This window comes from Micromonospora sp. WMMD1219 (assembly GCF_049315215.1).
Lineage (GTDB): Bacteria > Actinomycetota > Actinomycetes > Mycobacteriales > Micromonosporaceae > Micromonospora > Micromonospora tulbaghiae.
This window is the reverse complement of sequence record NZ_CP186057.1, coordinates 4,985,859-5,007,647: the sequence shown is the minus strand read 5'-3', so window position 1 is coordinate 5,007,647 and position 21,789 is coordinate 4,985,859. Positions and strand designations below refer to the sequence as shown.

Below are 21,789 nucleotides of genomic sequence, written 5' to 3'. Positions count from 1 at the left end.
ATGACCGATCTGACCTGGAACCCACTGCTCCGCGAGCAGCTCACCTGGCACTGGACCTACCAGTTACGCGACCGCCTCGCCGGGCTCACCGACGCCGAATACCTCTGGGAGCCGGTCCCCGGCTGCTGGAGCCTGCGCCCGCGCGGCGACGGCGGCACTCCGGCGATCGACTTCTCGATGCCGCAGCCGGACCCGCCGCCGTTCACCACCATCGCCTGGCGGCTCGCCCACGTCATCGTCGGCGTGCTGGCCATGCGCAACGCGTCGCACTTCGGCCGCGCGTCCACCGACTACGGCTCGTTCCCCTACTCCCCGACTGCGGCCAGCGCGCTGGCCCAGCTCGACGAGGAGTACGCGGCCTGGACGGCCGGGGTCGAGGCGCTCGGCGAGGAGGGCCTGGCCCGCCCCTGCGGCCCGGCCGAGGGGCCGTTCGCCGACGTCCCGATGGCCACGCTCGTGCTGCACATCAACCGGGAGGTGATCCACCACCTGAGCGAGGTGTGCCTGCTGCGCGACCTGTACCGCCACACGCCGGAGACGGCCCGATAAATACAAGGGTTCTTGTACATCATCTCTTGTAGGTCTAGCCTGACGGTATGACGGACGGAACCGGCAACCGGCGCGTGAGCGACCCGCGAGCCATGCGGGCGCTGGCCCACCCCACCCGGCTGCGGCTGCTCGGCGAGCTGCGCCTGCGCGGCCCGCAGACGGTCGGCATGCTCAGCGAGCGCACCGGCGAGGCGGTGGGCTCGGTCAGCTACCACGTCGGCAAGCTGGCCGAGCACGGCTTCGTGGCCGAGGCCCCCGACCTGGCCCGCGACCGGCGCGAGCGGTGGTGGCGGGCCGCGCACGCCACCACCGACTGGGATCCGCTCGAACTGCTCGACGACCCGGAGCGCCGGCTCGCCGGCAACCTGCTGCGCCAGGCCGCCATGCAGCGCTACGTGGACCGCTACCAGGCGTACCTGGACTCCGAGGCGAGCCTCGACCCGGCCTGGGTACGCGGCACCACCAGCAGCGACATCGTGCTGCGGCTGACGCCGGAGGAACTGGTCGAGCTGCGCGACGAGCTGACCGCGCTGGGCCGGCGCTGGCAGGAACGCGGCGCACCCGGCCGGGCCGGCGCCGAGATGGTCACGCTGATCTGGCAGGCGTACCGGGGGCCGCAGTGAACCGCGACCGCCGGCCGCTGGCCGGACTGCTGATCGGGCACGCCGTCTCGCTGACCGGCAACGTGCTCACGCTCATCGCGCTGCCGCTCTACGTGCTCGCCGAGACCGGCTCGCCGGCGGCCACCGGGCTGGCCGGCGCGTTCGCCACCGCGCCGGTGGTGCTCGGCGGCGCGTTCGGCGGCGTGCTCGTCGACCGGATCGGCTACCGGCGGTCCAGCGTGCTCGCCGACGTGGTCTCCGGCGTGACGATCGCCGCCGTACCCCTGTTGCACTCCACAGTCGGCCTGCCGTTCCCGGCGCTGCTGGCCCTCGTCTTCGTCAGCGGCCTGCTGGACACGCCGGGGCAGACCGCGCGCACCGCGCTGCTGCCGGAGGCCGCGGCGGCGGCCGGGGTGCCGATCGAGCGGGCGGCCGGGTGGGAGGACGCGACCTCGCGCGGCGCCCGGATGATCGGCGCACCCTTGGCCGGCCTGCTGGTCGGTGTGTTCGGGGCGGTGCCGGTGCTGGCGCTGGACGCGGTGACGTTCGCCGTGTCGGCGCTCGTGGTGACGCTGCTGGTCCCGCGCGGCCTGCGACCGTCCGACGACGGCAGCGAGCCGGAGACCGGAGGCTACTGGCGGCAGTTCGCCGCCGGGCTGCGTTTCCTGGTCCGCGAGCCGCTGCTGCGCGCCATGGTCCTGCTGGTGCTGGTGACCAACCTGTTCGACGCGGCCAAGAGCCAGGTGCTGCTGCCGGTGGTCGCCGAACGGGAACTCGGCGGGCCGGCCGCGTTCGGCCTGCTGGTCGGCGTCATGGGTGGCGGGGCGCTGGTCGGCTCGCTGGTGTTCAGCGCGATCGGTCACCGGCTGCCCCGCCGGGCCACGTTCGTCACCGCGTACGCGCTGTGCGGCGCCCCACCACTGTGGGCGCTCGCCGCCGCGCCGTCGCTGCCGGTGGTGGCCGCCGTGGTGGCGGTGGCCGGGCTGGCCGCCGGCGCGCTCAATCCGCTGATGGGCGCGGTCCAGTTGGAGCGGGTGCCGCCGGCCATGCGTGCCCGGGTCTACGGCGTGATCGGCGCGGGCGCGTGGGCGGCCATGCCGGCCGGCGCGGTCGGCGCGGGATTCGCCGCGGACCGGTTCGGCCCCACGTCCACGCTCGTCGTGATGGGCGCGTGCTACCTGCTGGTGGTGCTGACGCCACTGTTGGGCGGTCCGTGGCGGGACATGCGCCGGCCCACCGTGGTGCGGCAGCGTGAGCCGGAGCCCACGTCGGAGCGCCGGCGGGAAACGCTCTCTTGACATCGACCGACTTCGTTCATACCTTCATCGAAGTCTATTTGTATGGTTTGTTAACCGTTGGGCGGGGCCGGCCGCCGTGACGGAGAACGGCCACCACCCCCGCAGGAGGCGCCCCGTGCGCACTATCCGTACCCTCGCCGCACTGGCGGCGACGGCGGTCGGCCTCACAGCCGCCCTCGCCCTCGTCCCCCACTCCCCCGCGATCGCCGCCCCCGGCGCGGTCACCTGGTCCGACGACTTCAACGGCCCGGCCGGCGCCGCCCCCGACGCGAGCAAGTGGCGCTACGACATCGGTGGCGGCGGCTGGGGCAACAACGAGCTGCAGTACTACACCAACAGCACCCGCAACGCCGCGCTCGACGGCAACGGCAACCTGGTCATCACCGCCCGAAGGGAGAACCCGTCCGGCTACTCGTGCTGGTACGGAAGCTGCCAGTACACCTCGGCGCGGCTGCTCACCAACGGCACGTTCGCGCAGGCGTACGGGCGGTTCGAGGCGCGCATCAAGGTCCCGCGCGGGCAAGGGCTGTGGCCGGCGTTCTGGATGCTCGGCAACGACATCGGCACGAACCCGTGGCCCGGCAGCGGCGAGATCGACATCATGGAGAACGTCGGCTACGCGCCGTCGACCGTCTGGGGCACGCTGCACGGCCCCGGCTACTCCGGCGGCAGCGGCGTCGGCGCGTCCACCTCGCTCCCGGGCGGCCAGGCGCTCGCCGACGCCTTCCACACGTTCACGGTGGACTGGGCACCGGACTCGATCACCTGGTACCTCGACGGCGTGGCGTACTCGCGCAAGACGCCCGCCGACATCGGCGGCAACCGCTGGGTCTTCGACCACCCGTTCTTCATGATCATGAACGTGGCGGTGGGCGGCAACTGGCCCGGCTCGCCGGACGGCAGCACCACGTTCCCGCAGACCATGACCGTCGACTACGTCCGGGTCCAGGCGTGGGACAACGGCGGCGGAGGCACCGGCGGGCAGATCGTCGGGTACGGCGACAAGTGCGTCGACGTGGCCAGCGCCAACACCGCCAACGGCACCCCGGTGCAGCTCTGGACCTGCAACGGCACCGCCGCCCAGCGCTGGACCTGGAACGCCGACGGCTCGGTACGCGCGCTCGGCAAGTGCCTCGACGTGGCCGCCGGATCGACGGCGAGCGGCGCCAAGGTGCAGCTCTACGACTGCAACGGCACCGGCGCGCAGAAGTGGGTGTTCAGCGCGGCCGGGGACATCGTGAACCCCCAGGCGAACAAGTGCCTGGACGCCACCGGTCCCAGCTCGGCCGACGGCACCCGGCTGCAGATCTGGGACTGCACCGGCGCCGCCAACCAGAAGTGGCGCCGCTGACCGGCGTCACGGCCCGCCACCCCTCCCCCGCGATCTTGCACTTTCGGCCCGAGCGGTGACGCGAATGTCCCATCCGCCCGGGCACAAACTGCAAGATCGCGAGGGGTGGCGCCTCGCCGGGGGCACGAATGGCGTTGCGGGCTGGGATACCGTGAGGTCCGTTTCGCTCCCGCGAGACCAGGTCATCGATCCCCTGGAAGCGCCATCATGGATGAACCGACCGGCGCGCTGCCGTCGACGAGCGGGTTCACGCCGGAGCCCATCTCCACCGCACGGCTTGACCTGCTGCCCCTGGCCGTCGAGCACGCCCAGGAGATGGCCGCCGTCCTCGCCGACCCGGCGCTGCACACGTTCATCGGCGGCGAGCCCGCTTCCCCCGCCGCGCTGCGAGCCCGCTACGAACGGCTGGTCGCCGGCTCGCCCGACCCGGCCGAGTCGTGGTGCAACTGGGTGATCCGGCTCCGGGACGACGGCCGGCTGGCCGGCTTCGTCCAGGCCACGGTCACCGGGCCACACGAACCGGTGGCGGACACCGCCACGGCGGGCGCGCGGGCAGTCGGGCACCGGCACCTCGACGAGGCGACACCGGCCACCGCGGGACCGGTCGCGGAGATCGCCTGGGTGGTGGGAACACGGTGGCAGGGGCGCGGGATCGCCACCGAGGCCGCCCGTGGAATGGCCGGCTGGCTGGGCCGGCGCGGTGTGCGTACCCTCGTGGCTCACGTCCATCCCGACCACCGCGCGTCGGCGGCGGTGGCCACGGCCTGCGGCCTGGCCCCCACCGACGTGTGGCAGGACGGCGAGGTCCGCTGGACCGGACCGGCCGCCCCGCCTCCCCCGCCTGCCCGGGGTTGACCAAGGAGTTCGTGTCGGATACGGCGGGGATCAGAAGGGGGCGTCCACGGACAGGCGGCGGACCTGGGTGAGGTAGGGGTCCAGCTCGCCCACCTCGAACCGGCACGTGCCGATGACGTGCCAGAACTGGCCGCCCGGGTCACCGTCCAGCTTGTACCGGCCGTCCGGGCTGACCGCCGCCCATCCGTCCGGCAGACCGATGAGCGTGGTCCGCAACTGGGCGTGCTCCGGGTCGGCCACGTCCCACAGCCGCACCGTGCCGTCGTCGCCGGCGCTGGCGAGCAGGCTGCTGTCCGGGCTGAAGTGCACCGACCAGACACGCCGGGTGTGCGCGGCCAGGGTGCCGTGCAGACGGCCGGTGACCGGATCCCAGAGCCGGATCACCAGATCGTCGCCGGCGGTGGCGAGCAGGTTGCCGTCCGGGCTGAACGCGCAGGACCAGAGCCGGCCGTCGTGTTCGGTGAGCACCAGGCGCCGCTCGCCGGTGACCGCGTCCCAGACCACCGCCGTGCCGTCGTTGCCGGCGCTGGCCAGCAGCGTGCCCTCGCTGTTGAAGCCGACCGAGTAGACCCGGTCGGTGTGGTGTTCGAGGGTGAGGCGGCAGGTGGCGGTGGCGGCGTCCCAGAGCCGTACCGTCTGGTCGTCGCAGCCGGTGGCGATGGTCTCGCCGTCGGGGCTGAACGCGACGGTGCGCACGCGCCCCCGGTGCGGGGTGAGCGTGGCGAAGTGCCGGCCGGTACGGCGGTACCAGAGGCGTACCGTGTCGTCGTCGTTCGCGGTGGCGAGGGCGTCGCCGTCGGGGCTGAACGCGACCGCCCACACGTGGTCGGTGTCCACGTTGAGTTCGCGCTCGTCGGCGCCCGTGTCGGTGTTCCACAGGTGCACGCCGCCGTCGCCGCTGGGCGTGGCCACGAGCGGCTCCTCGGGGCAGAACACCACCGACAGCAGCCGGTCGGCCGGGCTGGCGAGCTGCCGCAGCAGGCGGCCCGTGCGCGGCTCCCAGAGCCGGATCACGCCGTCGTTGCCGCAGGCGGCCAGCACCTCGCCGTCGTCGCGGAAGGACAGCGCGGTGACGCGGCGGCCGTGCCCGCGCAGCGTGTGCTGGAGCTGCCCGCTGCGGACGTCCCACAGCCGGGTCGTGCCGTCGTTGCTGCTGGTGGCCACCTGGTTCTGGTCCGGCCGCCAGACCACCGGCCAGACCGAGCCGCGGTGCCGGGTCAGCTCGTGCCGCACCTGCCCGTCGTCGGTGTCCCAGAGCTGGATCGCGCCGTCGCTGGCGGCGGTGGCGAGCAGGCTCCCGTCGCCGTTGAACCGGACGCTGTAGATCGCGCCGCGCTGTCGCCCGAGCACCCGTACCGGACGGCCCGTCTCGGTCTCCCACAGCCGCAGCGCGCCGTGCGTGTCGCCGGTGGCCATCAGCGTGCCGTCGGGGTGGATGTCGAGGGCGTACACGTCGGCCTCGTGGCCGCGCGGCGCGCGCAGCAGCTCGCCGTCGATGGCCCGGCGGATCCAGATCCGGCCGTGCTGCCCGACGGCGGCCAGCAGCCGGCCGTCCGGCGAGTGCACGACCCGGTAGACCACCTCCGGCTCCTGCACCTCGAACGCCAGCTTGCCGGTGGGGATGTCCCAGCCGCGAACCGTGCCGGCGCTGTCGGCCACCACGACCCGCCGCCCGTCCGGGCTGAACGAGGTGCCCCAGATCGGCGCGGAGTGGCCGGGCCACTCGTGGCGCAGCCGGGCGCCGCGGGTGTCGTACAGCCGCACCACGCCCGCGGCGTCGCCGACCACCAGGCGGCCCCGGCGGCCGTCGGTGAGCAGCGGCCACACCCAGCCGGCGAAGACGTCCTCGATGACGTGCCGCACGTCGCCGTGGTCGGCGTCCCACAGCCGTACGGTGAGGTCGGCCGAGCCGGTGACGAGCTGGTGGGAGGCGGCGTCGTAGCGGACCGCGTACACCCGGGACCGGTGTCCCTGGAGCGTGCGCACCGGCAGCCCGGTGGCGGTGTCGCAGAGCAGCACACCACCGTCGTCGCTGCCGACCGCGAGGACCGCGCCGTCCGGGCTGTACGCCACCGGCACCGGCAGCCGGCCCACCTCGAAGCCGTAGCCGACGCCCACGGCGGGCGGGGCCAGGCCCGGCGCGACCGGCCGGCCCGGCGCGACGACGGCGCCGCGCAGTTCCGGGGCGCGCAGCAGCGCCGGGTCGGCGCTGACGTCGATCAGCGCGGTGCGGTGCCAGCTGCTGCCGGCGACGCGCGCGCCGCGCAGGTCGGTACGGAACAGGCGCGCGCCGGCCATCTCCGCGTCGCGCAGGTCCGCCCCGGCGAGGCGGGCCTGGTCGAGGCGGGCGCCGCGCAGCCGGGCGTGTTCCAGCCGCGCCTCGGTCAGGTTGGTGGCGACCAGCCGCGCGTCGGTCAGGTCGGCGCCGGTCAGGTCGGCCCCGGCGAGTTCGCGGTGCGACAGGTCCTCGCCGCGCAGCACCGCGCCGCGCAGGTCGGCCCGGTCGGGCAGGCGCAGCCGGGCGGACAGCCGCAGCGCGTTGGCGCGCAGCGTCTCGCCCGCGGACTCGTCGCCGAGCACCCGCGCGGTCCACGCGGTGCAGCGGGCCGGGTCGGCGAGGTCGCCGAGGAACTCCACCGCCAGCGCGGACAGCGACCGTACCGCCAGCGCGGACGGTTCCTCGCCCCTGTTGATCTGCTCGGCCACCCCCTCGGCCACCAGCCACTCCATCACCGAGGTGTGGATGAACCCGAACAGCCCGTCGTCGGTGCGGACCAGCAGGCTGCCTGCGCCGACCGCGTGCGCCGCCTGCGGGCCGGACAGCCGGGAGTCGGCCCGCCCGGCGAGCTGGCCGGTGGACTCGGCCAGCTCGGCCAGGCGAAGGTACGCCTCGCCGCTCTCCCAGAGCTGGAACGCCAGCCGGCTCACCGCCTGCCACAGCTCGGGGCGGCGCAGGCTCACCGGCGCGCCCGGGATGCCCTGGGTCCGGCGTTCCTCGAAGTCCAGCCAGGACTCCAGGATCTCCCGGTACAGCGCGGCGGCGCTGAACGTGCCGCCCGCCCCGGCGACGGCGGCGAGCCGCCCCTCGTCGAGGTTGGCGATGAAGCCGAGCATGCGCGGGTTGCGGGAGAGCCCGAGCAGGTCCTTCACGCCGGCGAGCAGGTCCATCCGCTCGCGGGTGGCCCGCTCGTCGCCGCCGTACCGGTTGCGCAGGAACGCCTCGATCTGCCCGGGGGTGAAGTCCTCCACCGCGAGTACGCGCCGGTGCGGCAGCAGGCCGACCCGCTCGCCGAGCGCGGTCAGCACCTGCGAGTTGGTCTTGAAGTGCTGGGTGCGGCTGCTCACCACGATCTTCGCGTTGCCCTCGGCGGCCTGCAGCAACGTCTCCAGGTGGTCGGCCGCCCGGTCGTACGTCACCCGGGCCACCAGCTCGTCGAACCCGTCGAACAGCAGCACGATGCGGCCCTGGCGCAGCATGTAGCGGAACGCCTTGAGGTCGATCACCTGCTCGCCGTGGTTCGCCAGGTGCGCGGCGACCAGGCCGTCCACGGAGTGCGCCTTGTCCAGCGCGCGCAGCTCCACCAGGATCGGGATCAGGTCCGGTGCGGCGGTGGGCAGCCGCCGGGCCACCTCCCGCAACGCGAACGTCTTGCCCCGGCCGAAGTCGCCGAGCACCAGCACGAAGCGGCCGTCCGGCGCGGAGACGGTCTCCAGCAGCTCGTCCACCACGTCGTCGCGGACGCGCTGGTCGGCGCCGACGAGGTGGCGGTAGCGCTGCGGCACGTACTGCCCGGGCGGGTAGAGCCGGTCGGCCTGGAGCCGGGCGGTCTGCGCGGCGACGTACTCGCGCAGGTCGAGCAGGCCCTGGAACTCGGTCAGGTGCAGCACGCGTACGCCACGACGCTGCGCCTCCTCGGCCAGTCCGCGCGGCACCCGGTCGCCGTCGTAGACCAGCTCGGAGGCGATGTCCGGGTCGGTGGCGTGCACCCGCCGGGCGAAGACGTCAAGGTCGGCGGCGGTGGGGGTGCCGACGTGCGCGCCGACGCGCTGCTGGCGGACCACCCCGTCGGAGCGGTAGCTGATGTACAGGTGCGGCGGGTCGGTGTCGACGCGGCGCACCACCACCCGGTCGTAGCGGGCCTCGCAGACCTCGGCGAGCCGGTCCAGCAGCCGCTGGACCGGGGCGACCGGCGCGGCGGCCGCCGCCACGCCCTGGGTGGCCCCCTCGACGGCGACCGGGCGGCGCGGGTCGGGCACCTGCGCCGGGCCGGACGCGCCGAAGGTGGCCTCCGCGTGCGGCCAGGACACGGCGGTCGCCGTGCCGCCGTCGAGCCGGTCGTCGCGGCCGAGCACCCAGCGGGTCATCCCGTCCACGCCCAGGCGCAGCACCTGCGCCCGGCCGTCGCGGGGCGCGGCGGCCAGCGGCACCATCGGGTCCACCCGGGCCGACGGTGCGGCGTCGGCCAGCAGCAGGTTGAGCATCGGGCCGACCAGCCGGTTGACCGAGCCGCGGTCGCGCAGGGACACCGGGTCCGGCGGCACCTCGTCGGCGTACGGGCTGCGCGCCCCCGGGGCGTGCGCCATCGCGCCCAGCCGCAGCCAGCCGGACTGCTGGTAGTGGCGCAGCCGCTGGGCGAACCAGCTGGACTGCGCCTCGCCGAGGAAGCCGTACCGGTCCTCCTCGCGGTGGGTGATGGCGATGGTGGAGTTCAGCCCGGCCACCACCACCCGCAGGTCCGGTACCGGGAACAGCGTCCAGGGCTGCTCGCTGTCGAAGATCCGGTCGTCGAGGCCCTGGTAGAGGTCGTCGAACAGGCGCGCGTAGTGCCGCCACTTCGGCCAGTACGGCGGCTGCGGGTCGACGTCGTCGGCCTCGCAGGTGGCGAAGTACGCGCGGCACGCGGCCATCGTCACGTCGCGCGGGCCGGGCACCACGACCAGCCGGTGCGGTTCCAGCCCGAGCAGCACCCGCAGGCCGGTGAGGAAGCTCAGCGCGTCGGAGAACTCGCGCGGGCTGCCCGACTCGGTGAGGTTCCCGGCGACGACGAGCAGGTCCGGCCGGGGCACGCCGTCGTTCATCAGCACCGTGAGGTCGCCCATCAGGTGTTCCTGCACCTCGCCCGGGGTGACCGGCGCGCCGGGGGTGATCACGCCCCGGCCGAAGCGCGGCCCGGCGACCTGGAGCACGGTCACGGTGTCCCGGGCGGTCGGTGGCGCCGCCGCGGCCGGCGGGAACGGCGGCGGGTTGATCGGGGTACGCCGGGCGCGGCGGGGCGCGGGCGCTCCGGCGGCGGGCGCGGCGAGCACCCCGTGCGGGTCGGCCGGGTGGTGCGGGAACGCCGGCTGCCGCATCGGCTTGGCCCGGCCGTCGAGCGCCTCCCGGATGCGGTCGAGCACCCGGTTGCGGGCCTGCACCGGGTCGTCCACGCCGACCAGATCCACATAGGTAATGGTGGCGAGCAGGCCGTCGATCGGGCAGTCCTCGACGCGTACCGTGACGAGCTTGTTGCCGGTGCCGTCCGGGTCGGCGCGCAGCGCGGCCTGCCACTCCAGCTTGCCGTACGTCGAGTGCAGGTAGCGCTCGGACAGCACCGCCACCACCACCTCGGCCTCACGGACGCCGCGGTCCATGAAGTCGATGAAGTTGGTGCCTGCCACGAAGTCCCACGCCTGCAGCAGCGTGCGATAGCCGGCCGCCTCGAACTCCCACGCCAGCCACGTGGCCCAGCGTTCGTCCGCGGGCGAGTAGCTGATGAAGAAATCGATGGGGCGGTCGGACCGGGTGGGGTGCGCGCCTACAACCACATGGTCATTATGGCCACCGACGGTCAACAGATCGACACCCTCGGCAGCTCGGATCGCGACCGCGTCGGGCTCCTCCGGCCGCACCGGCGTGTGCGAGGATCATCCCTCGTGGAGACCCCCGGCGATCCGCCGAACGCCGTGCCCGACCGTTCCCGCTGGGGCCGCCTGCACGTGCTGGACTGGATCGCGATCGGGCTCGCGGTGCTCGGGGTGGTGTGCGTGCTCACCGGGCTGCTGCCCCGTGCCGACGCCGAGGGCACGATGCGGCGGATCGTGCCGATCCTGATCTTCCTGGGCACGGTGGTGGTGCTGGCTGAGCTGACCGCTGTGGCCGGTGTGTTCGACGCGCTGGCGACCCGGGTGGCGGTGACCGCGCGGGGCAGCTTCCGGGCCCTGTTCTGGCTCTGCGTCGGTTTCGCCTCGATCACCACGATCGCGCTCAACCTGGACACCACGGCGGTCCTGCTCACGCCGGTGATGATCGCGCTGGCCCGGGCGCTGAACGTGCCGCCGACGCCGCTGGCGATGACCACCGTGTGGCTGGCCAACACGGCCAGCCTGCTGCTGCCGGTGTCCAACCTGACGAACATCCTGGCCAGCGACCGGGTCGACCTGGACCCGGTGCCGTGGGCGGCCCGGATGTGGTGGCCGCAGCTGGTCGCCGTCGCGGTGACCGCGCTGCTGCTGTGGTGGTGGTACTGGCGTCCGGCACGGGCCGGGGCCGACCCGTTCGTCGCGCCGCCGCCGTACGTGCCGCCGGACCGGGTGCTCTACCGCACCGCGCTCGCCGCCTGCCTGCTGTTCGTCGCCGGGATCCTCGCCGGGGTGGAGATCGGCGTCGCCTCCGGGGTGGCCGCCGCGATCCTGGTCGCGGGCTTCGCGGTGCGCGCCCGGCACCGGCTGCGGCTCGCGCTGGTGCCGTGGCGGCTGCTGGTGTTCGTCACCGGGCTGTTCCTGGTGGTGCAGACCATCGGCCGGTTCGGCCTGGACACGGTGATGGGCACGCTCATCGGCGCCGACCCGGGCGCGGAGGGGGCACTGCGGGCGGGCGCGGTCGGCGCGCTGTTCAGCAACGTGGTCAACAACCTGCCCGCGTACCTGGCCGGCGAGGCGGTGATCGCGGCCGACCGGCACACCCAGTTGCTGGCGCTGCTGATCGGCACGAACGTCGGCCCGCTGGCCACGCCGTGGGCGTCGCTGGCCACACTGATCTGGTACGAGCGCTGCCGGGCCGCCGGGGTGGCCGTGCCGCTGGGCCGGTTCGTGGCCACCAGCGCCGCGCTCGCCGTGCTCGCCACCACCGCCACCGTCACGGCGCTTCTTGTCGGACCCGGCGCCTAGCATCGCGACCATGAGCAGCACGCCCGAGATCGTCCGCCGCTACTTCGCGCTCGCCGGCCAGGCCGACAAGGAGCCCTACCTCGCGCTGTTCGCCGACGACGCGGTGGTCGAGGACGAGGGACGCACCCACCGCGGGATCGACGAGATCCGCGCCTGGCGCAGCGGCACGCCGCTGGTGTCGTACGAGATCACCGACGTCGAGCAGACCCCGGCCGGGACGGTGGTGACCGCCACGATCAGCGGTGACTTCCCCGGCAGCCCGTTCGCCGGGCTGCGGTTCCGGTTCGAGGAGTACGACGACACCCGCATCCGCCGGCTGCGCATCGCCCCCTGAGCCGGGGCGGGAAAACCGCTTCGGCGCGGTTCCGGCCGCTGGCTACCGTGGCCCGCATGACCGCCGCGCCGACGCTGCACTTCTGCACCGACCCGGGCGAGTTCCTCGCCGCCGCCGAGGCGTACCTGGCCGCCGATCCGGTGGTCAACACCGTCGTCGCCACCGTCGCGCGCCGGATGGCGGCCCGCCGCGCCGAGGGCGTCGCGCTGCCCGAGGACGACTGGTGGCTCGTGGTCCGGGACGCCTCCGGGGCGGTGGTGGGCGCCGCGATGCGTGCCGCGCCGTTCCCGCCTCGACCGCCGTTCCTGCTGCCCATGCCACCGGAGGCCGCCGTGGCGCTGGCCCGGGAGTGGTACCGGCGCGGCGAGCGGGTGCGCGCGGTGAACGGCGCGCTGCCCGCCGTGCGCGCCTGCGCCGACGAGGTGGCCCGCCTCGACGGCCGGCGGGTCGAGGTCGCCCAGCACACCCGGCTGCACCTGCTCGGCCACCTCACGCCGCCCGCACCGGTGCCCGGCGCCCTGCGGGCGGCCACCGCGCACGACGTCGGCCTGGTCGCCGCGTGGTTCGGCGCGTTCATGGCCGACGCCGACGAGCAGGCGGGCCGCCCGCGCGGGACGAGCGCCCACGAGGCGCCCGACCGCGCCGAACTGCTGCGCCGGATCCGGGACGGGCGGGTCTGGTTCTGGACCGACGGGTCGGGTGCTCCGGTGCATCTGACGGCCGCCAACCCGACGTCGTTCGGCGTGGCCCGCGTCGGACCGGTCTACACGCCACCCGAGCAGCGCGGACGCGGCTGGGCCGGAAACGCGGTCGCCGAGGTGTGCCGGCTGCTCACCGCCGAGGGGGCGCGGGTGTGCCTGTTCACCGACCAGGCCAACCCGGTGTCGAACCGGCTCTACGCCCGGCTCGGTTTCCGCCCGGTGGTCGACATGGCCAACCTGGTCGTCGCCGGCTGACCCGGCCGCCTCACGCCCCGGCCCGCCGGAGCGTCCGGCGCGTCGAGCGTCGCCGACGCCAGCAGCGCCAGCTTCTCGGCGTCGCCGGACCCGGCCTCCGGGTGGAAGACCACGAGCATCAGCGTCTCGGCGCCGCCGATGGTTAGCCGCTCCCGGTTGAGTGTCAGCTCCCCGAGCTGCGGGTGCCGCATCCGGATCGGCCCGCCGCTCTGCCCGCGTACCTCGTGCCGGGCCCAGAGCTGGCGGAACCGGGCGCTGGCGAGCGCCAGCTCCCCGGTGAGCTCGATGAACCGGGGGTCGTCCACGTCGGTGCCGACCGCCTGCCGCAGGTTCGCGACGAGACATTCGGTGAGGTCCTGCCAGTCCGGGTAGCGGGCCTGCTCGGCCGGGTCCAGGAACATGTCCCGGAGCTGGTTGCCTCCGACGGCGAGCCGGGGCGACAGCGCGCGGGCGAGCGCGTTCGAGGCCAGGATGTCGAAGTATCGCCCCTCGATGTACGCGGGCTGGGCGAGTGAGTCCAGGAGCTTGAGCGCGCCCGGCGGCGGTGTCTCCCTCGGCGACCGGCGGCGCCGCCGGGGCTGCTCCGCGACGAGCGTCAGCAGGTGGGCGAGGTGGTCGTCGTCGAGGCGCAGCACCCGGGCGATCGACTCCAGCACCTGCACCGACGGGCGGCGGTCCCGGCCCCGCTCCAGCCGCAGGTAGTAGTCGGCGCTGATGCCGGCCAGCATGGCGACCTCCTCGCGCCGCAGCCCGGGCACCCGCCGCACTCCCCCGTCGGGGATGCCCGCCTGCCGCGGGGTCACCAGTTCCCGCCGTGCCCGCAGGTACGCGCCGAGCGCGTTCGTCGTGTCGCTCACCGGACCACCGTACGGCGCGGCGACGCCCGCAGAGGGGGCCCTGTCAGGACCCCGGTCCGACAGGGCTCTGGCCGGCGCGGACGGCCGTTCGTAGCGTTCCCCGCGGCCAGTCCGGCCCACGTACCGCGAGGAGAGACATGACCGTCACACTGATCACCGGCGCCAACAGGGGCATCGGTCTCGAGACCGCCCGGCAGCTGCTCGACCTGGGCCACGTCGTGTACGTCGGCGCCCGGGACGTCGAACGGGGCGAAAAGGCCGCGGCGACGCTCGGCGCGCGCTTCGTGCAGCTCGACGTGACCGACGACGCCTCGGTCACCGCCGCGCTGGCCGCGATCGACGCGGCCGAGGGCCGGCTCGACGTGCTCGTGCACAACGCGGGAGTGCTCGACGAGGCCGTCAGCGGCCCGACCGCCCTACGTGTCTTCGACACCAACGCGGTGGGCGTCGTCCGGGTCACCGAGGCGGCGCTGCCCCTGCTGCGCCGGTCGCCGAACCCCACAGTGGTCACGGTGTCCAGCAGCGCCGGGTCGTTCTGGGCGACGACCAACCCGGACCGCCCGGAGTACGGCATGCCGGCCCTGCTCTACGCCTCGTCCAAGGCGGCGGCCACCATGCTGACCCTCCAGTACGCCAAGGCGAACCCGGGCATCCGGTTCAACGCGGTCGAGCCCGGCTTCACCGACACCGACATGACCGCCGCGATGGCCGGCGGCCGGTCGCCGCGGGACAGCGCCCGGGTGATCGTACGGCTGGCCACGCCGGACGCGGACGGCCCGACCGGGACGTTGCAGGACGAGCACGGCGAGCTGCCCTGGTAGGACGCGGCTCAGCCGACGGGGCCGAGCGCGCGGTGGCGGACGCCGGCCGAGGTGGCGGCCCGGCCGGCCGAGCGTCGTCGCGGCGTTCGGTCTGACGCGCCGGCCCCGCCGCCGGTCAGGCGTGGCGGGCGCGATCCGGCTGGTGGAACTGCTCGAACATGACCTCGTAGCCGTCCGGGTCGAGACCGTAGAAGATCCGTGCCCAGCCCACGTCCTCCGGCTCCAGCGTCACCGGCAGCCCTTCGTCACGCCACAGCGCGTACGTCGCGTTCAGGTCGGCGGTGGGCACGGTGAGCACGACACCGAGCCCCGGCGGCCCGGCCTTGACCTCGCGTTCCCGCTCCGCGTCGTGGTGACCGTGGCGGTGCAGGTCGGACAGGATCAGCCAGGTGTGGCCGAACGTGAGGTAACGCAGGTTCGGCTGGTCCGCGTTCGGGATCTCCTTGAAGCCGAGTCGCAGGTAGAGCCGGTGGGAACGGTCCAGGTCACGGACCCGGAGCCCGAGCTGTCTGGCGGCCATCCGGCCGAGGCTAGCGGACCCCGCTCACCAGCCGACCGAGCCGAGGCCGACCGGGGTGAGGCGGCGCACCTGCGGCTCGATCCACTGTGCCGCGGTGACCAGTTTGACCAGCCGGTCGATGGTCTCCGGTGGCCCGGCCACGAAGCTGCGCCGGTCGGCGGGGCAGCCGTACCGGTCGTCGAACGTGCCGCCGTCGAGCGCGCGTACCGCCATGCCGGCCTCGACGGCGAGCAGCATCCCGGCGGGCAGGTCGACCGCCTCGGGACGGTAGCCGACGATGCCGTCGATGTCGCCGCGGGCCAGCATCACCCAGGACAGCAGCGGCGCCCATAGTTGCAGTACCCGGCGCGCGCTGGTGTCCAGCACCACCTTCAGCGCCCGGGCGGTGCTGTCGTCCCGGCGTACCTCGTGCCCCTGGGTCCAGGCCAGCACGGGCGCGGACGGCACCGGGCGGTGCGCGGCCCGCAGCGGCCGCGCGGCCGGGCCGGGCGCGTGCACGAACGCGCCCCGGCCGCGCACCGCCGACCAGGTACGGCCCGCGACCGGGTCGTGCACCACGCCGAGCACCGGCGAGCCGCTGTCGCACAGGGCGATCCCGACGACGTACGCGGGCAGCCCGATCGCCACGTTGTTGGTGCCGTCGAGCGGGTCGACGAGCCACGCCCAGGTGGTGTCCGGGGCGTACTCGCCGCCCTCCTCGGCGATCACGCCGTGCTCCGGCCAGCGGGCCCGGATCCGGTCGACGATCAGCCGCTCGGCGGCCAGGTCGAGGTCGGTCACCAGGTCACCGGTGTCGTTCTTGGCCCGGGCGTGCACCTCCCCCCGGGTGCCCCGGCGCAGCAGGCGGCCCGCCGCCTGGGCGGCCTCCACCGCGAAGCGGTGCGCGTCGCGCAGGTCGGGCCCGCCTCTGCTCGGCTCCACGTCCATGGCTCCTCCAGCCAGTCAGCCCCGTGCCACCAGTCGCGCGATCTCCCGCGCCATCCGCGCGGTCTCCGCCGCGTCGCAGCGGTCCCGGCGTACCCGGTGGCTGCGCCCGTCCACCGCGCCGAGGCTCAGGTCGCACGCGCCGGGAGTGGTCCGGCCGAGCGCCACAGTCACCGCCGGCTCACCGGCGTCCACCTCCGAGGTGTGGAAACCGCCGGCGCGCAGCGCGTACGAGTCGCCGGCGGAGTGCGTCTCCACCGCCGCGGTCATCGCGGTGACCAGCCGGTCGGTGGCGGCCATCTCGTCCACCTCGCCGAGGCTGTGCACCTCGTAGATCCGCCAGGACGGGTCGGCCGGCGCGTCGTCGACCTCGATCAGCTCGTTGCGGACGGTGCCGTGCAGCACGTGGCTGAGCAGATCCCAGCTGTGCGAGTGCATCGTGGAGGTGGTCGGGCGCACCGGCGGCGGGTCGGCCGGCCAGGCGTGCACGCAGATGCCGTCCGGGCCGTCGCGTTCCACTGGCAGGCAGGTGAAGCCGAGCGGGTGCCGGACCGCTCGCAGCGGCCGCCGCCCGTCGGCCACGTCGCCGAGCACGTCCAGCACCCAGCCGCGCAGCATCTCCGGCCGGGTGCCCCGGTCGATCTCCCGTTCGAGGTCGGCGTAACTGGTCATGAGTAGGGGTTCCTCGCCTGGACGGCCTTGCCGATGATGTCGGCGACCTCGCGGTCGCCGAAGGACCGGGGCAGCGTCAGGCCGAGGGCGGTGAACAACCGCCGTACCTGCTCGACCGACGGCTCGTCGTCGAGCTTGACCTGGGCCGCCGCCTCGATCGGCACGCGCCGGCTCTGCCGGCGGCTGTAGTCCAGCTCGATGTTGAATCGGTTGTAGTAGACCTCGCCGCGGTCGATGCGCAGCGCGGGCGTCTGCGGGTTCTCCTGCGTGATGACGACGCAGGAGGAGGAGAGGTCGTAGCGGAACGTGGTCATCTGCGCGGAGAGCCGGACGTCGACGGTGAGCAGGCCGGAGCGTTGCAGGTGCCAGCAGGCGGCCAGCACCGTCGCGTACGACTCCTTGCGGGTGCGGTCGACGGTCCACGGCTCGCCCGGCGCGTCCGGGTCGAGGCTGCGCCGGAAACGCGCGTACCGCTCGCAGACCTCCTCGTCGGTCGGGTCGATGATCTCGATCGCGACGGTGAGCGTGGCGTTGCGCCGCCGGGCGTGTTCCAGGCAGTCGGGCAGCGTGACCGCGCGCAGGAAGGTGCCGGTGCCGCCCTTGAAGCTCCACTGGTCGGTGTGCCGCCGCGCCTCGGCGAGCGCCTGCCCGACCTCGCTGCCGTGCAGCACGCGCACCATGGAGACACTGTCGATGGCCTCGCGGGCCCGGTTCAGCGCGCCCTCCGGCCCGGTGATCTCCTGCATCTGCGGCACCAGGTCGGTCAGCCGGTCACGGGTGTCCGAGATGACCTGGCGGATCTCCCGCTCGGTGGTGCGCCGGCGCAGCCGGTCCCGCAGCATCGCCTGCGCGAGCAGGCCCAGGACCAGCAGGATCGCGCTGTTGACGACCTCCTGGTCGACCGCGTTGGTGAGGCCGAGCACGGACACCGTGAGCGCCAGGACGAGGCCGATGAACGCGTCGAGATTGGTCACGACCCAGGCGAGCAGGCGCGTCATGACATCCCCCGGTCGACGACGGAACCTCCATGATAGCCCGCTGTCAATGTCGCCATCACGCCCTGTTCCGCGGCGGTGGCGGTGCGCCGTGCCGGCGGGCGGCGCAGATCAGCGAACCGCCGAGCCCCGGCGCGGCGCGGGCCAGCCGCCGCGAGGCCACCCAACGGCCGCCCGGCAGCCGCCAGCCGACCTCGTTGGACCGCAGCGCCACCGGGGTGAACCCGGCCCGGCGCAGCGTCCGGCGCAGCAGCGAGGCGGTGAACGGGCGGATGTGCAGCCAGAGGTACGGGTGCAGCGGGTCGACCTGCCGCGGCGCGCGGCCGGCGAGGAACGCCAGCCGGTCCTGCACCGGCGCCAGGTTCGGGGTGGTGAGCACCAGCAGGCCGTCCACGGCCAGCACCCGGTGACACTCCCGCAGCAGCGTCAGCGGGTCGTAGACGTGCTCGATCAGCTCCCCGGCGAGCAGCCCGGCGAAGCTGCCGGCCCGGAACGGCAGCCCGCGGGTGGCGTCCAGCCGGACCGGCAGCGCCCGCCCGCCGGCCGCCGCGCGGGCGGTGCGCAGCGCCGTCTCGGCCATGTCCGCGAGCACCACCGGGCCGGGCAGCGCGGCCGGGTCGAGCATGCCGCGCGGCCCGCAGCCCAGTTCCAGCACCGGCCCGCGCCGGGTCACCCCCTCGGCCATCAGCCGGGCCGCGACCGCGCGGCGCACCCGGTGGTACGGGTCGTCGACGTACCCGTCGACCTCGGCGCCGTCGTGGTAGCGGTGATGGTTGGCGTGCCTGCCGTGCGCCTGCGCGCGGTGCGACGACGTCCCGGTCGGCGGCTCGGCCATCACCCCTCCACAGCGGACGCCGGCCCCTTCGGCGGCGTCCGCTCCAAGCCTCGCACCGGTCACGCCCGGCGGCGCGCATCCGGTCCGTGATGCGCGCGCCCGGTACGTCAGATCGCCCGCGCCCAGTCCAGCCGGGTGCTGTCGTCGTACTCGTCGCCGGGGATCCACCACTGCTCGCCGAAGCCACTGGTGGACACGATGATGTTGCCGCCGTCGGGGTACTCGTTCTCCGGCGGGATCGAGAGCGCGGCGCAGTAGCGGCCGTCCGGGGAGAACACCGGCGACAGGTAGAACCGGGGCTCGTCGGTGAGCTTCTTCAGCCCGGTGCCCCCGATCCGCACGGACGCCAGCGAGTGGTTGCTGGACTCCAGGTCGGGATACCAGCGGTCGGTGCGGAACACCACGCGCCCGGAGTCGGGCGTGAAGACCGGCGAGCCGAACAGTTCACCCGGCGTGCCGGGCGTGTAGAGCCGCCGCGCCGTGCCGGTCGCCAGTTCGAGCACACGCAGTTGCGGACCCTCCGAACGGCTGCGCCACCGCAGGACGATCATGGAGCCGTCCCGGGACCAGTCCGGGTCGGCCATGGAGTGACCCTGGACCAGCACGCGGGTGCCGCCGGTCGCCACGTCGACAGCGATCAGCCGGTCGTTGTTCTCCCCGGTGACCAGGGCGATCTCCGAACCGTCCGGCGACCAGGTCGGCGCGCCGTAGCGGACACCGAACGGGTCGGCGAGCAGCGTGCGCTTCTGGCCGGTGATCCGGTCGTACACCGCCACGAACGGCTCGAGCGTGCCGTCGCCCGAGCGGGCCGTGTTGACCCAGGCCACGTACCGGCCGTCCGGCGACGCCTTCGCGTGGTCCCCGTTGGGCAGCAGCTCTCGCGGCGTGGTCCGGCCCGGGTCGACCTGGAGCACACCCCAGCCGACGCTGACCAGCCACGACCCGTTCACCGCGTCGGCGGCGGACACCGGTGCGGCGGACGCGGCGGAGGGCGCGGCGGCCAGCCCGGTCGCGGCGGCCAGGCCGGTCAGCGCGGCGGTACGCAGCAGGGCACGACGATTCAGTGTGGTCATTCGACAACCCCCGTGAGAGACGTGGCCCTCACCCTCCCGAGTGGATCGACGCACCGGAATCGGACGAGCGGCCGCTTCACGTTCGGCTGCTCGTCCATCACCGCCGGTGAGCCCACCGGGGACCGGTACGCTCGCCCCGATGACCTCCGACGCGCTGCGCCGCGCCCTCACCGAACCGGGCGACCCGCCGCTGCTCCCGCTGCCCGGCGTGGCGGTCGAGCTGCTGGACGCCCTGGCCGCCCCGCCGCGCCTGGGCGCGCACCTGCGGCTCGTGCACGACGTCGCCTGGCACCTGACCGCCGCGTTCGCCGACCGGTTCGCCGCGGTGCCGTTCGACAGGCAGGCGGTGCTGTTCGGCGCCGCGGTGCACGACCTCGGCAAGGTCGAGCATCCCGGCGAGCTGACCGGTCCCGGATCGGCGCACGAGGAGGCGGGCTACCAGTTGCTGCTGCGCTTCGGCGTACCGGAGGAGCGGGCCCGCTTCGCGGTCACCCACGCCGCCTGGCACTCCCCCGGCGTGCAGTTGGAGGACCTGCTGGTCAGCCTCGCCGACAAGGTCTGGAAGGGCCGTCGGGTCACCGACCTGGAGCAGCTCGTGGTCGACCGGCTCGCCGGCATCACCGGCCAGGAGCGCTGGCAGACGTTCCTGGACCTCGACGACGTGCTCGCCGAGCTGGCCGCCGGCGCGGACCGGCGGCTGGCGTTCCAGGCCGAGCATCCGGTGTACGGCTGACGCCACGCCCGATCCGGCTCCGGTGCGACGATGAGTCCGGCGCCGGCGGGCGGTCTTCCCGGTGTCGGTGTTCTCCGATCTCCGGGAGGAAGCATGAGCACGAGCGAGGCGCGCGGCCGGGTGCGGGCGTCCATCACCGTCTCCCTGGACGGCTACGTCACCGGTCCCGACGACCACGCGGGCCAGGGGCTGGGCGTCGGCGGCGAGCGGCTGCACTACTGGGTGATGGGCGGCCCCTGGACGTACGACACGCAGCGCGAACCCGGCGCCGGCATGGCGGACGAGGACCGCGCGTACTTCGACGAACTGCTGGCGGGCACCGGCGCCGGGCTGTGCGGCCGGGGCATGTACGACAGCGCGGGCGCCTGGGGCGGCCGGAACCCGTTCCAGGGGACCCTTGTCGTGCTCACCCACCGCACCGCCGACCAGCCCGACCCGAGCACCGGCTTCCTGCTGGTCGACGGGTTCGACGAGGCGCTGGCCGCAGCGAGGCGGGCGGCCGGCGACGGCGCCGTGGCCATCGGCGGCGGCGCCGACGTCATCCGGCAGGCACTCGCGGCCGGCGTCGTGGACGAGCTGGGCATCAGCACCGCACCGGTCGTCCTCGGCCGGGGCAAGCGGCTGTTCGAGGGTTTCGACCGGGACATCGACCTGGAGATCCGCGCCGTGCACCACTCACGCTACGCCGTCCACGTCCGGTACGCCGTCGGCCGCCGTTCGAGAGGCACCGCCTGACGTCAGCGGCGTTCAGCCGGTGACGGCCTCCCACGCCTGCTCGGTGGCGTCCCGCGTCCGCTCGGCGGACCGGCCGTCGCGGGCGGTGACGGTCACGACGAGCGTGTCCGCCCGGCGCCAGCAGGTGATCGACCCGTCGGCGCCACTGTGGCAGGTGGTCTCGGCGCCGGGCGCGGCCGTGCCGCCGCCGAGGCGCGACTGCAACGCCCGCCCCACAGCGGTGATGCCGACCGGATTGCCGTAGTAGGCCTCGAGGGTCAGCGGCGGCGGGATCGCCTCGCCGTACCCGTTGATCACCACGGCGAGCCCGGGTGGGCCGTCAACCAGCGGCGGGAGTTTGTCGCGCCCGGTGTCCTGACGGGGCAGGCCGGCCAGCTCGGCCGGAGCGGTGAGCCGGTCGAGCTCCAGCGGGCCGGACCGGGCCGGATCCGGCTCGTCCCGCCCACAGCCGGCCGAACCGATCGAGACGGCGACGGCCAGGGCACTGGCAGCCAGTCGGGCAGCGCGACGGGGATGTCCGGTCACGAGATCCT

20 protein-coding genes are annotated in these 21,789 nt (G+C 74.4%); 11 read left to right on the top strand and 9 right to left on the bottom strand.

Annotation, left to right across the window (positions count from 1 at the left end; all coding sequences use genetic code 11):
* The 5 genes from ACN27C_RS23320 to ACN27C_RS23300 all read left to right on the top strand — a co-directional run bounded on the left by ACN27C_RS23320 (position 1) and on the right by ACN27C_RS23300 (position 4,655).
* Positions 1-549, top strand: coding sequence for a DinB family protein (locus ACN27C_RS23320; protein ID WP_422748131.1), 549 nt, complete (start codon positions 1-3; stop codon positions 547-549).
* 47 nt (positions 550-596) lie between these two features.
* Positions 597-1,172: a helix-turn-helix domain-containing protein gene (locus ACN27C_RS23315; protein WP_422748128.1), complete on the top strand. Its 576-nt coding sequence runs from the start codon at positions 597-599 to the stop codon at positions 1,170-1,172.
* A complete protein-coding gene (locus tag ACN27C_RS23310) occupies positions 1,169-2,449 on the top strand; it encodes an MFS transporter (protein WP_422748126.1) in 1,281 nt (426 codons plus the stop codon). Before ACN27C_RS23315 ends, ACN27C_RS23310 begins: the two co-directional genes overlap by 4 nt.
* A gap of 115 nt (positions 2,450-2,564) precedes the next feature.
* Entirely contained in the window at positions 2,565-3,800 is a 1,236-nt protein-coding gene (locus ACN27C_RS23305; RefSeq protein WP_422748124.1) for a ricin-type beta-trefoil lectin domain protein, read from the top strand.
* Positions 3,801-4,007: 207 nt separating this feature from the next.
* Complete coding sequence (locus tag ACN27C_RS23300) at positions 4,008-4,655, top strand: GNAT family N-acetyltransferase (RefSeq protein ID WP_422748122.1); 648 nt, start codon at positions 4,008-4,010, stop codon at positions 4,653-4,655.
* 30 nt (positions 4,656-4,685) lie between these two features.
* Here the strand turns inward: ACN27C_RS23300 and ACN27C_RS23295 are convergent, their stop codons facing one another.
* Positions 4,686-10,460: a TIR domain-containing protein gene (locus ACN27C_RS23295; protein WP_422748120.1), complete on the bottom strand. Its 5,775-nt coding sequence runs from the start codon at positions 10,458-10,460 to the stop codon at positions 4,686-4,688.
* A 108-nt stretch (positions 10,461-10,568) separates the two neighbouring features.
* On the opposite strand from ACN27C_RS23295, the gene ACN27C_RS23290 reads away from it, so the two are divergent.
* Genes ACN27C_RS23290 through ACN27C_RS23280 form a run of 3 tightly spaced genes read left to right on the top strand, consistent with a single transcriptional unit; the run spans position 10,569 to position 13,091 of the window.
* A complete protein-coding gene (locus ACN27C_RS23290) occupies positions 10,569-11,801 on the top strand; it encodes an SLC13 family permease (protein WP_358172035.1) in 1,233 nt (410 codons plus the stop codon).
* 10 nt (positions 11,802-11,811) lie between these two features.
* Positions 11,812-12,135 (top strand): nuclear transport factor 2 family protein, encoded by a 324-nt coding sequence (locus ACN27C_RS23285; RefSeq protein WP_252449097.1) that lies wholly within the window; start codon positions 11,812-11,814, stop codon positions 12,133-12,135.
* Between the two features lie 56 nt (positions 12,136-12,191).
* Positions 12,192-13,091, top strand: a complete 900-nt coding sequence (locus tag ACN27C_RS23280) for a GNAT family N-acetyltransferase (RefSeq protein ID WP_422748117.1) — start codon at positions 12,192-12,194, stop codon at positions 13,089-13,091.
* Here ACN27C_RS23280 and ACN27C_RS23275 read toward each other — a convergent pair.
* Positions 13,031-13,948, bottom strand: coding sequence for a helix-turn-helix domain-containing protein (locus ACN27C_RS23275; RefSeq protein ID WP_422748115.1), 918 nt, complete (start codon positions 13,946-13,948; stop codon positions 13,031-13,033). The genes ACN27C_RS23280 and ACN27C_RS23275 overlap by 61 nt on opposite strands.
* A 137-nt stretch (positions 13,949-14,085) precedes the next feature.
* Between ACN27C_RS23275 and ACN27C_RS23270 the strand changes: the two genes are divergently transcribed.
* Positions 14,086-14,769 (top strand): SDR family NAD(P)-dependent oxidoreductase, encoded by a 684-nt coding sequence (locus ACN27C_RS23270; protein WP_422748113.1) that lies wholly within the window; start codon positions 14,086-14,088, stop codon positions 14,767-14,769.
* A 115-nt stretch (positions 14,770-14,884) separates the two neighbouring features.
* Here ACN27C_RS23270 and ACN27C_RS23265 read toward each other — a convergent pair whose 3' ends face one another.
* The 6 genes from ACN27C_RS23265 to ACN27C_RS23240 form a co-directional block, all read right to left on the bottom strand.
* Complete coding sequence (locus tag ACN27C_RS23265) at positions 14,885-15,289, bottom strand: VOC family protein (protein WP_422748111.1); 405 nt, start codon at positions 15,287-15,289, stop codon at positions 14,885-14,887.
* 24 nt (positions 15,290-15,313) lie between these two features.
* Entirely contained in the window at positions 15,314-16,216 is a 903-nt protein-coding gene (locus ACN27C_RS23260) for an inositol monophosphatase family protein (RefSeq protein WP_422748109.1), read from the bottom strand.
* A 15-nt stretch (positions 16,217-16,231) separates the two neighbouring features.
* The gene (locus tag ACN27C_RS23255; RefSeq protein WP_121685248.1) at positions 16,232-16,885 is read right to left on the bottom strand and encodes a hypothetical protein; all 654 of its coding nucleotides are present in this window, start codon (positions 16,883-16,885) and stop codon (positions 16,232-16,234) included.
* Positions 16,882-17,883, bottom strand: coding sequence for a hypothetical protein (locus tag ACN27C_RS23250; protein ID WP_121685247.1), 1,002 nt, complete (start codon positions 17,881-17,883; stop codon positions 16,882-16,884). The genes ACN27C_RS23255 and ACN27C_RS23250 overlap by 4 nt, the downstream gene beginning before the upstream one ends.
* Before the next feature lie 55 nt (positions 17,884-17,938).
* A complete protein-coding gene (locus ACN27C_RS23245) occupies positions 17,939-18,715 on the bottom strand; it encodes a class I SAM-dependent methyltransferase (RefSeq protein ID WP_121685246.1) in 777 nt (258 codons plus the stop codon).
* 107 nt (positions 18,716-18,822) lie between these two features.
* Positions 18,823-19,788, bottom strand: a complete 966-nt coding sequence (locus ACN27C_RS23240) for a TolB family protein (RefSeq protein WP_422748106.1) — start codon at positions 19,786-19,788, stop codon at positions 18,823-18,825.
* Positions 19,789-19,927: 139 nt separating this feature from the next.
* Between ACN27C_RS23240 and ACN27C_RS23235 the strand changes: the two genes are divergently transcribed.
* Positions 19,928-20,521 carry an HD domain-containing protein gene (locus ACN27C_RS23235; protein WP_120573759.1) on the top strand — a complete coding sequence of 198 codons (594 nt, stop codon included), beginning with the start codon at positions 19,928-19,930 and terminating at the stop codon, positions 20,519-20,521.
* 93 nt (positions 20,522-20,614) lie between these two features.
* Positions 20,615-21,256, top strand: coding sequence for a dihydrofolate reductase family protein (locus tag ACN27C_RS23230; RefSeq protein ID WP_422748103.1), 642 nt, complete (start codon positions 20,615-20,617; stop codon positions 21,254-21,256).
* A gap of 12 nt (positions 21,257-21,268) precedes the next feature.
* Here the strand turns inward: ACN27C_RS23230 and ACN27C_RS23225 are convergent, their stop codons facing one another.
* On the bottom strand, positions 21,269-21,781 hold the full coding sequence (locus ACN27C_RS23225) for a hypothetical protein (protein ID WP_121685243.1): 513 nt from the start codon (positions 21,779-21,781) through the stop codon (positions 21,269-21,271).
* Positions 21,782-21,789: the final 8 nt, after the last annotated feature.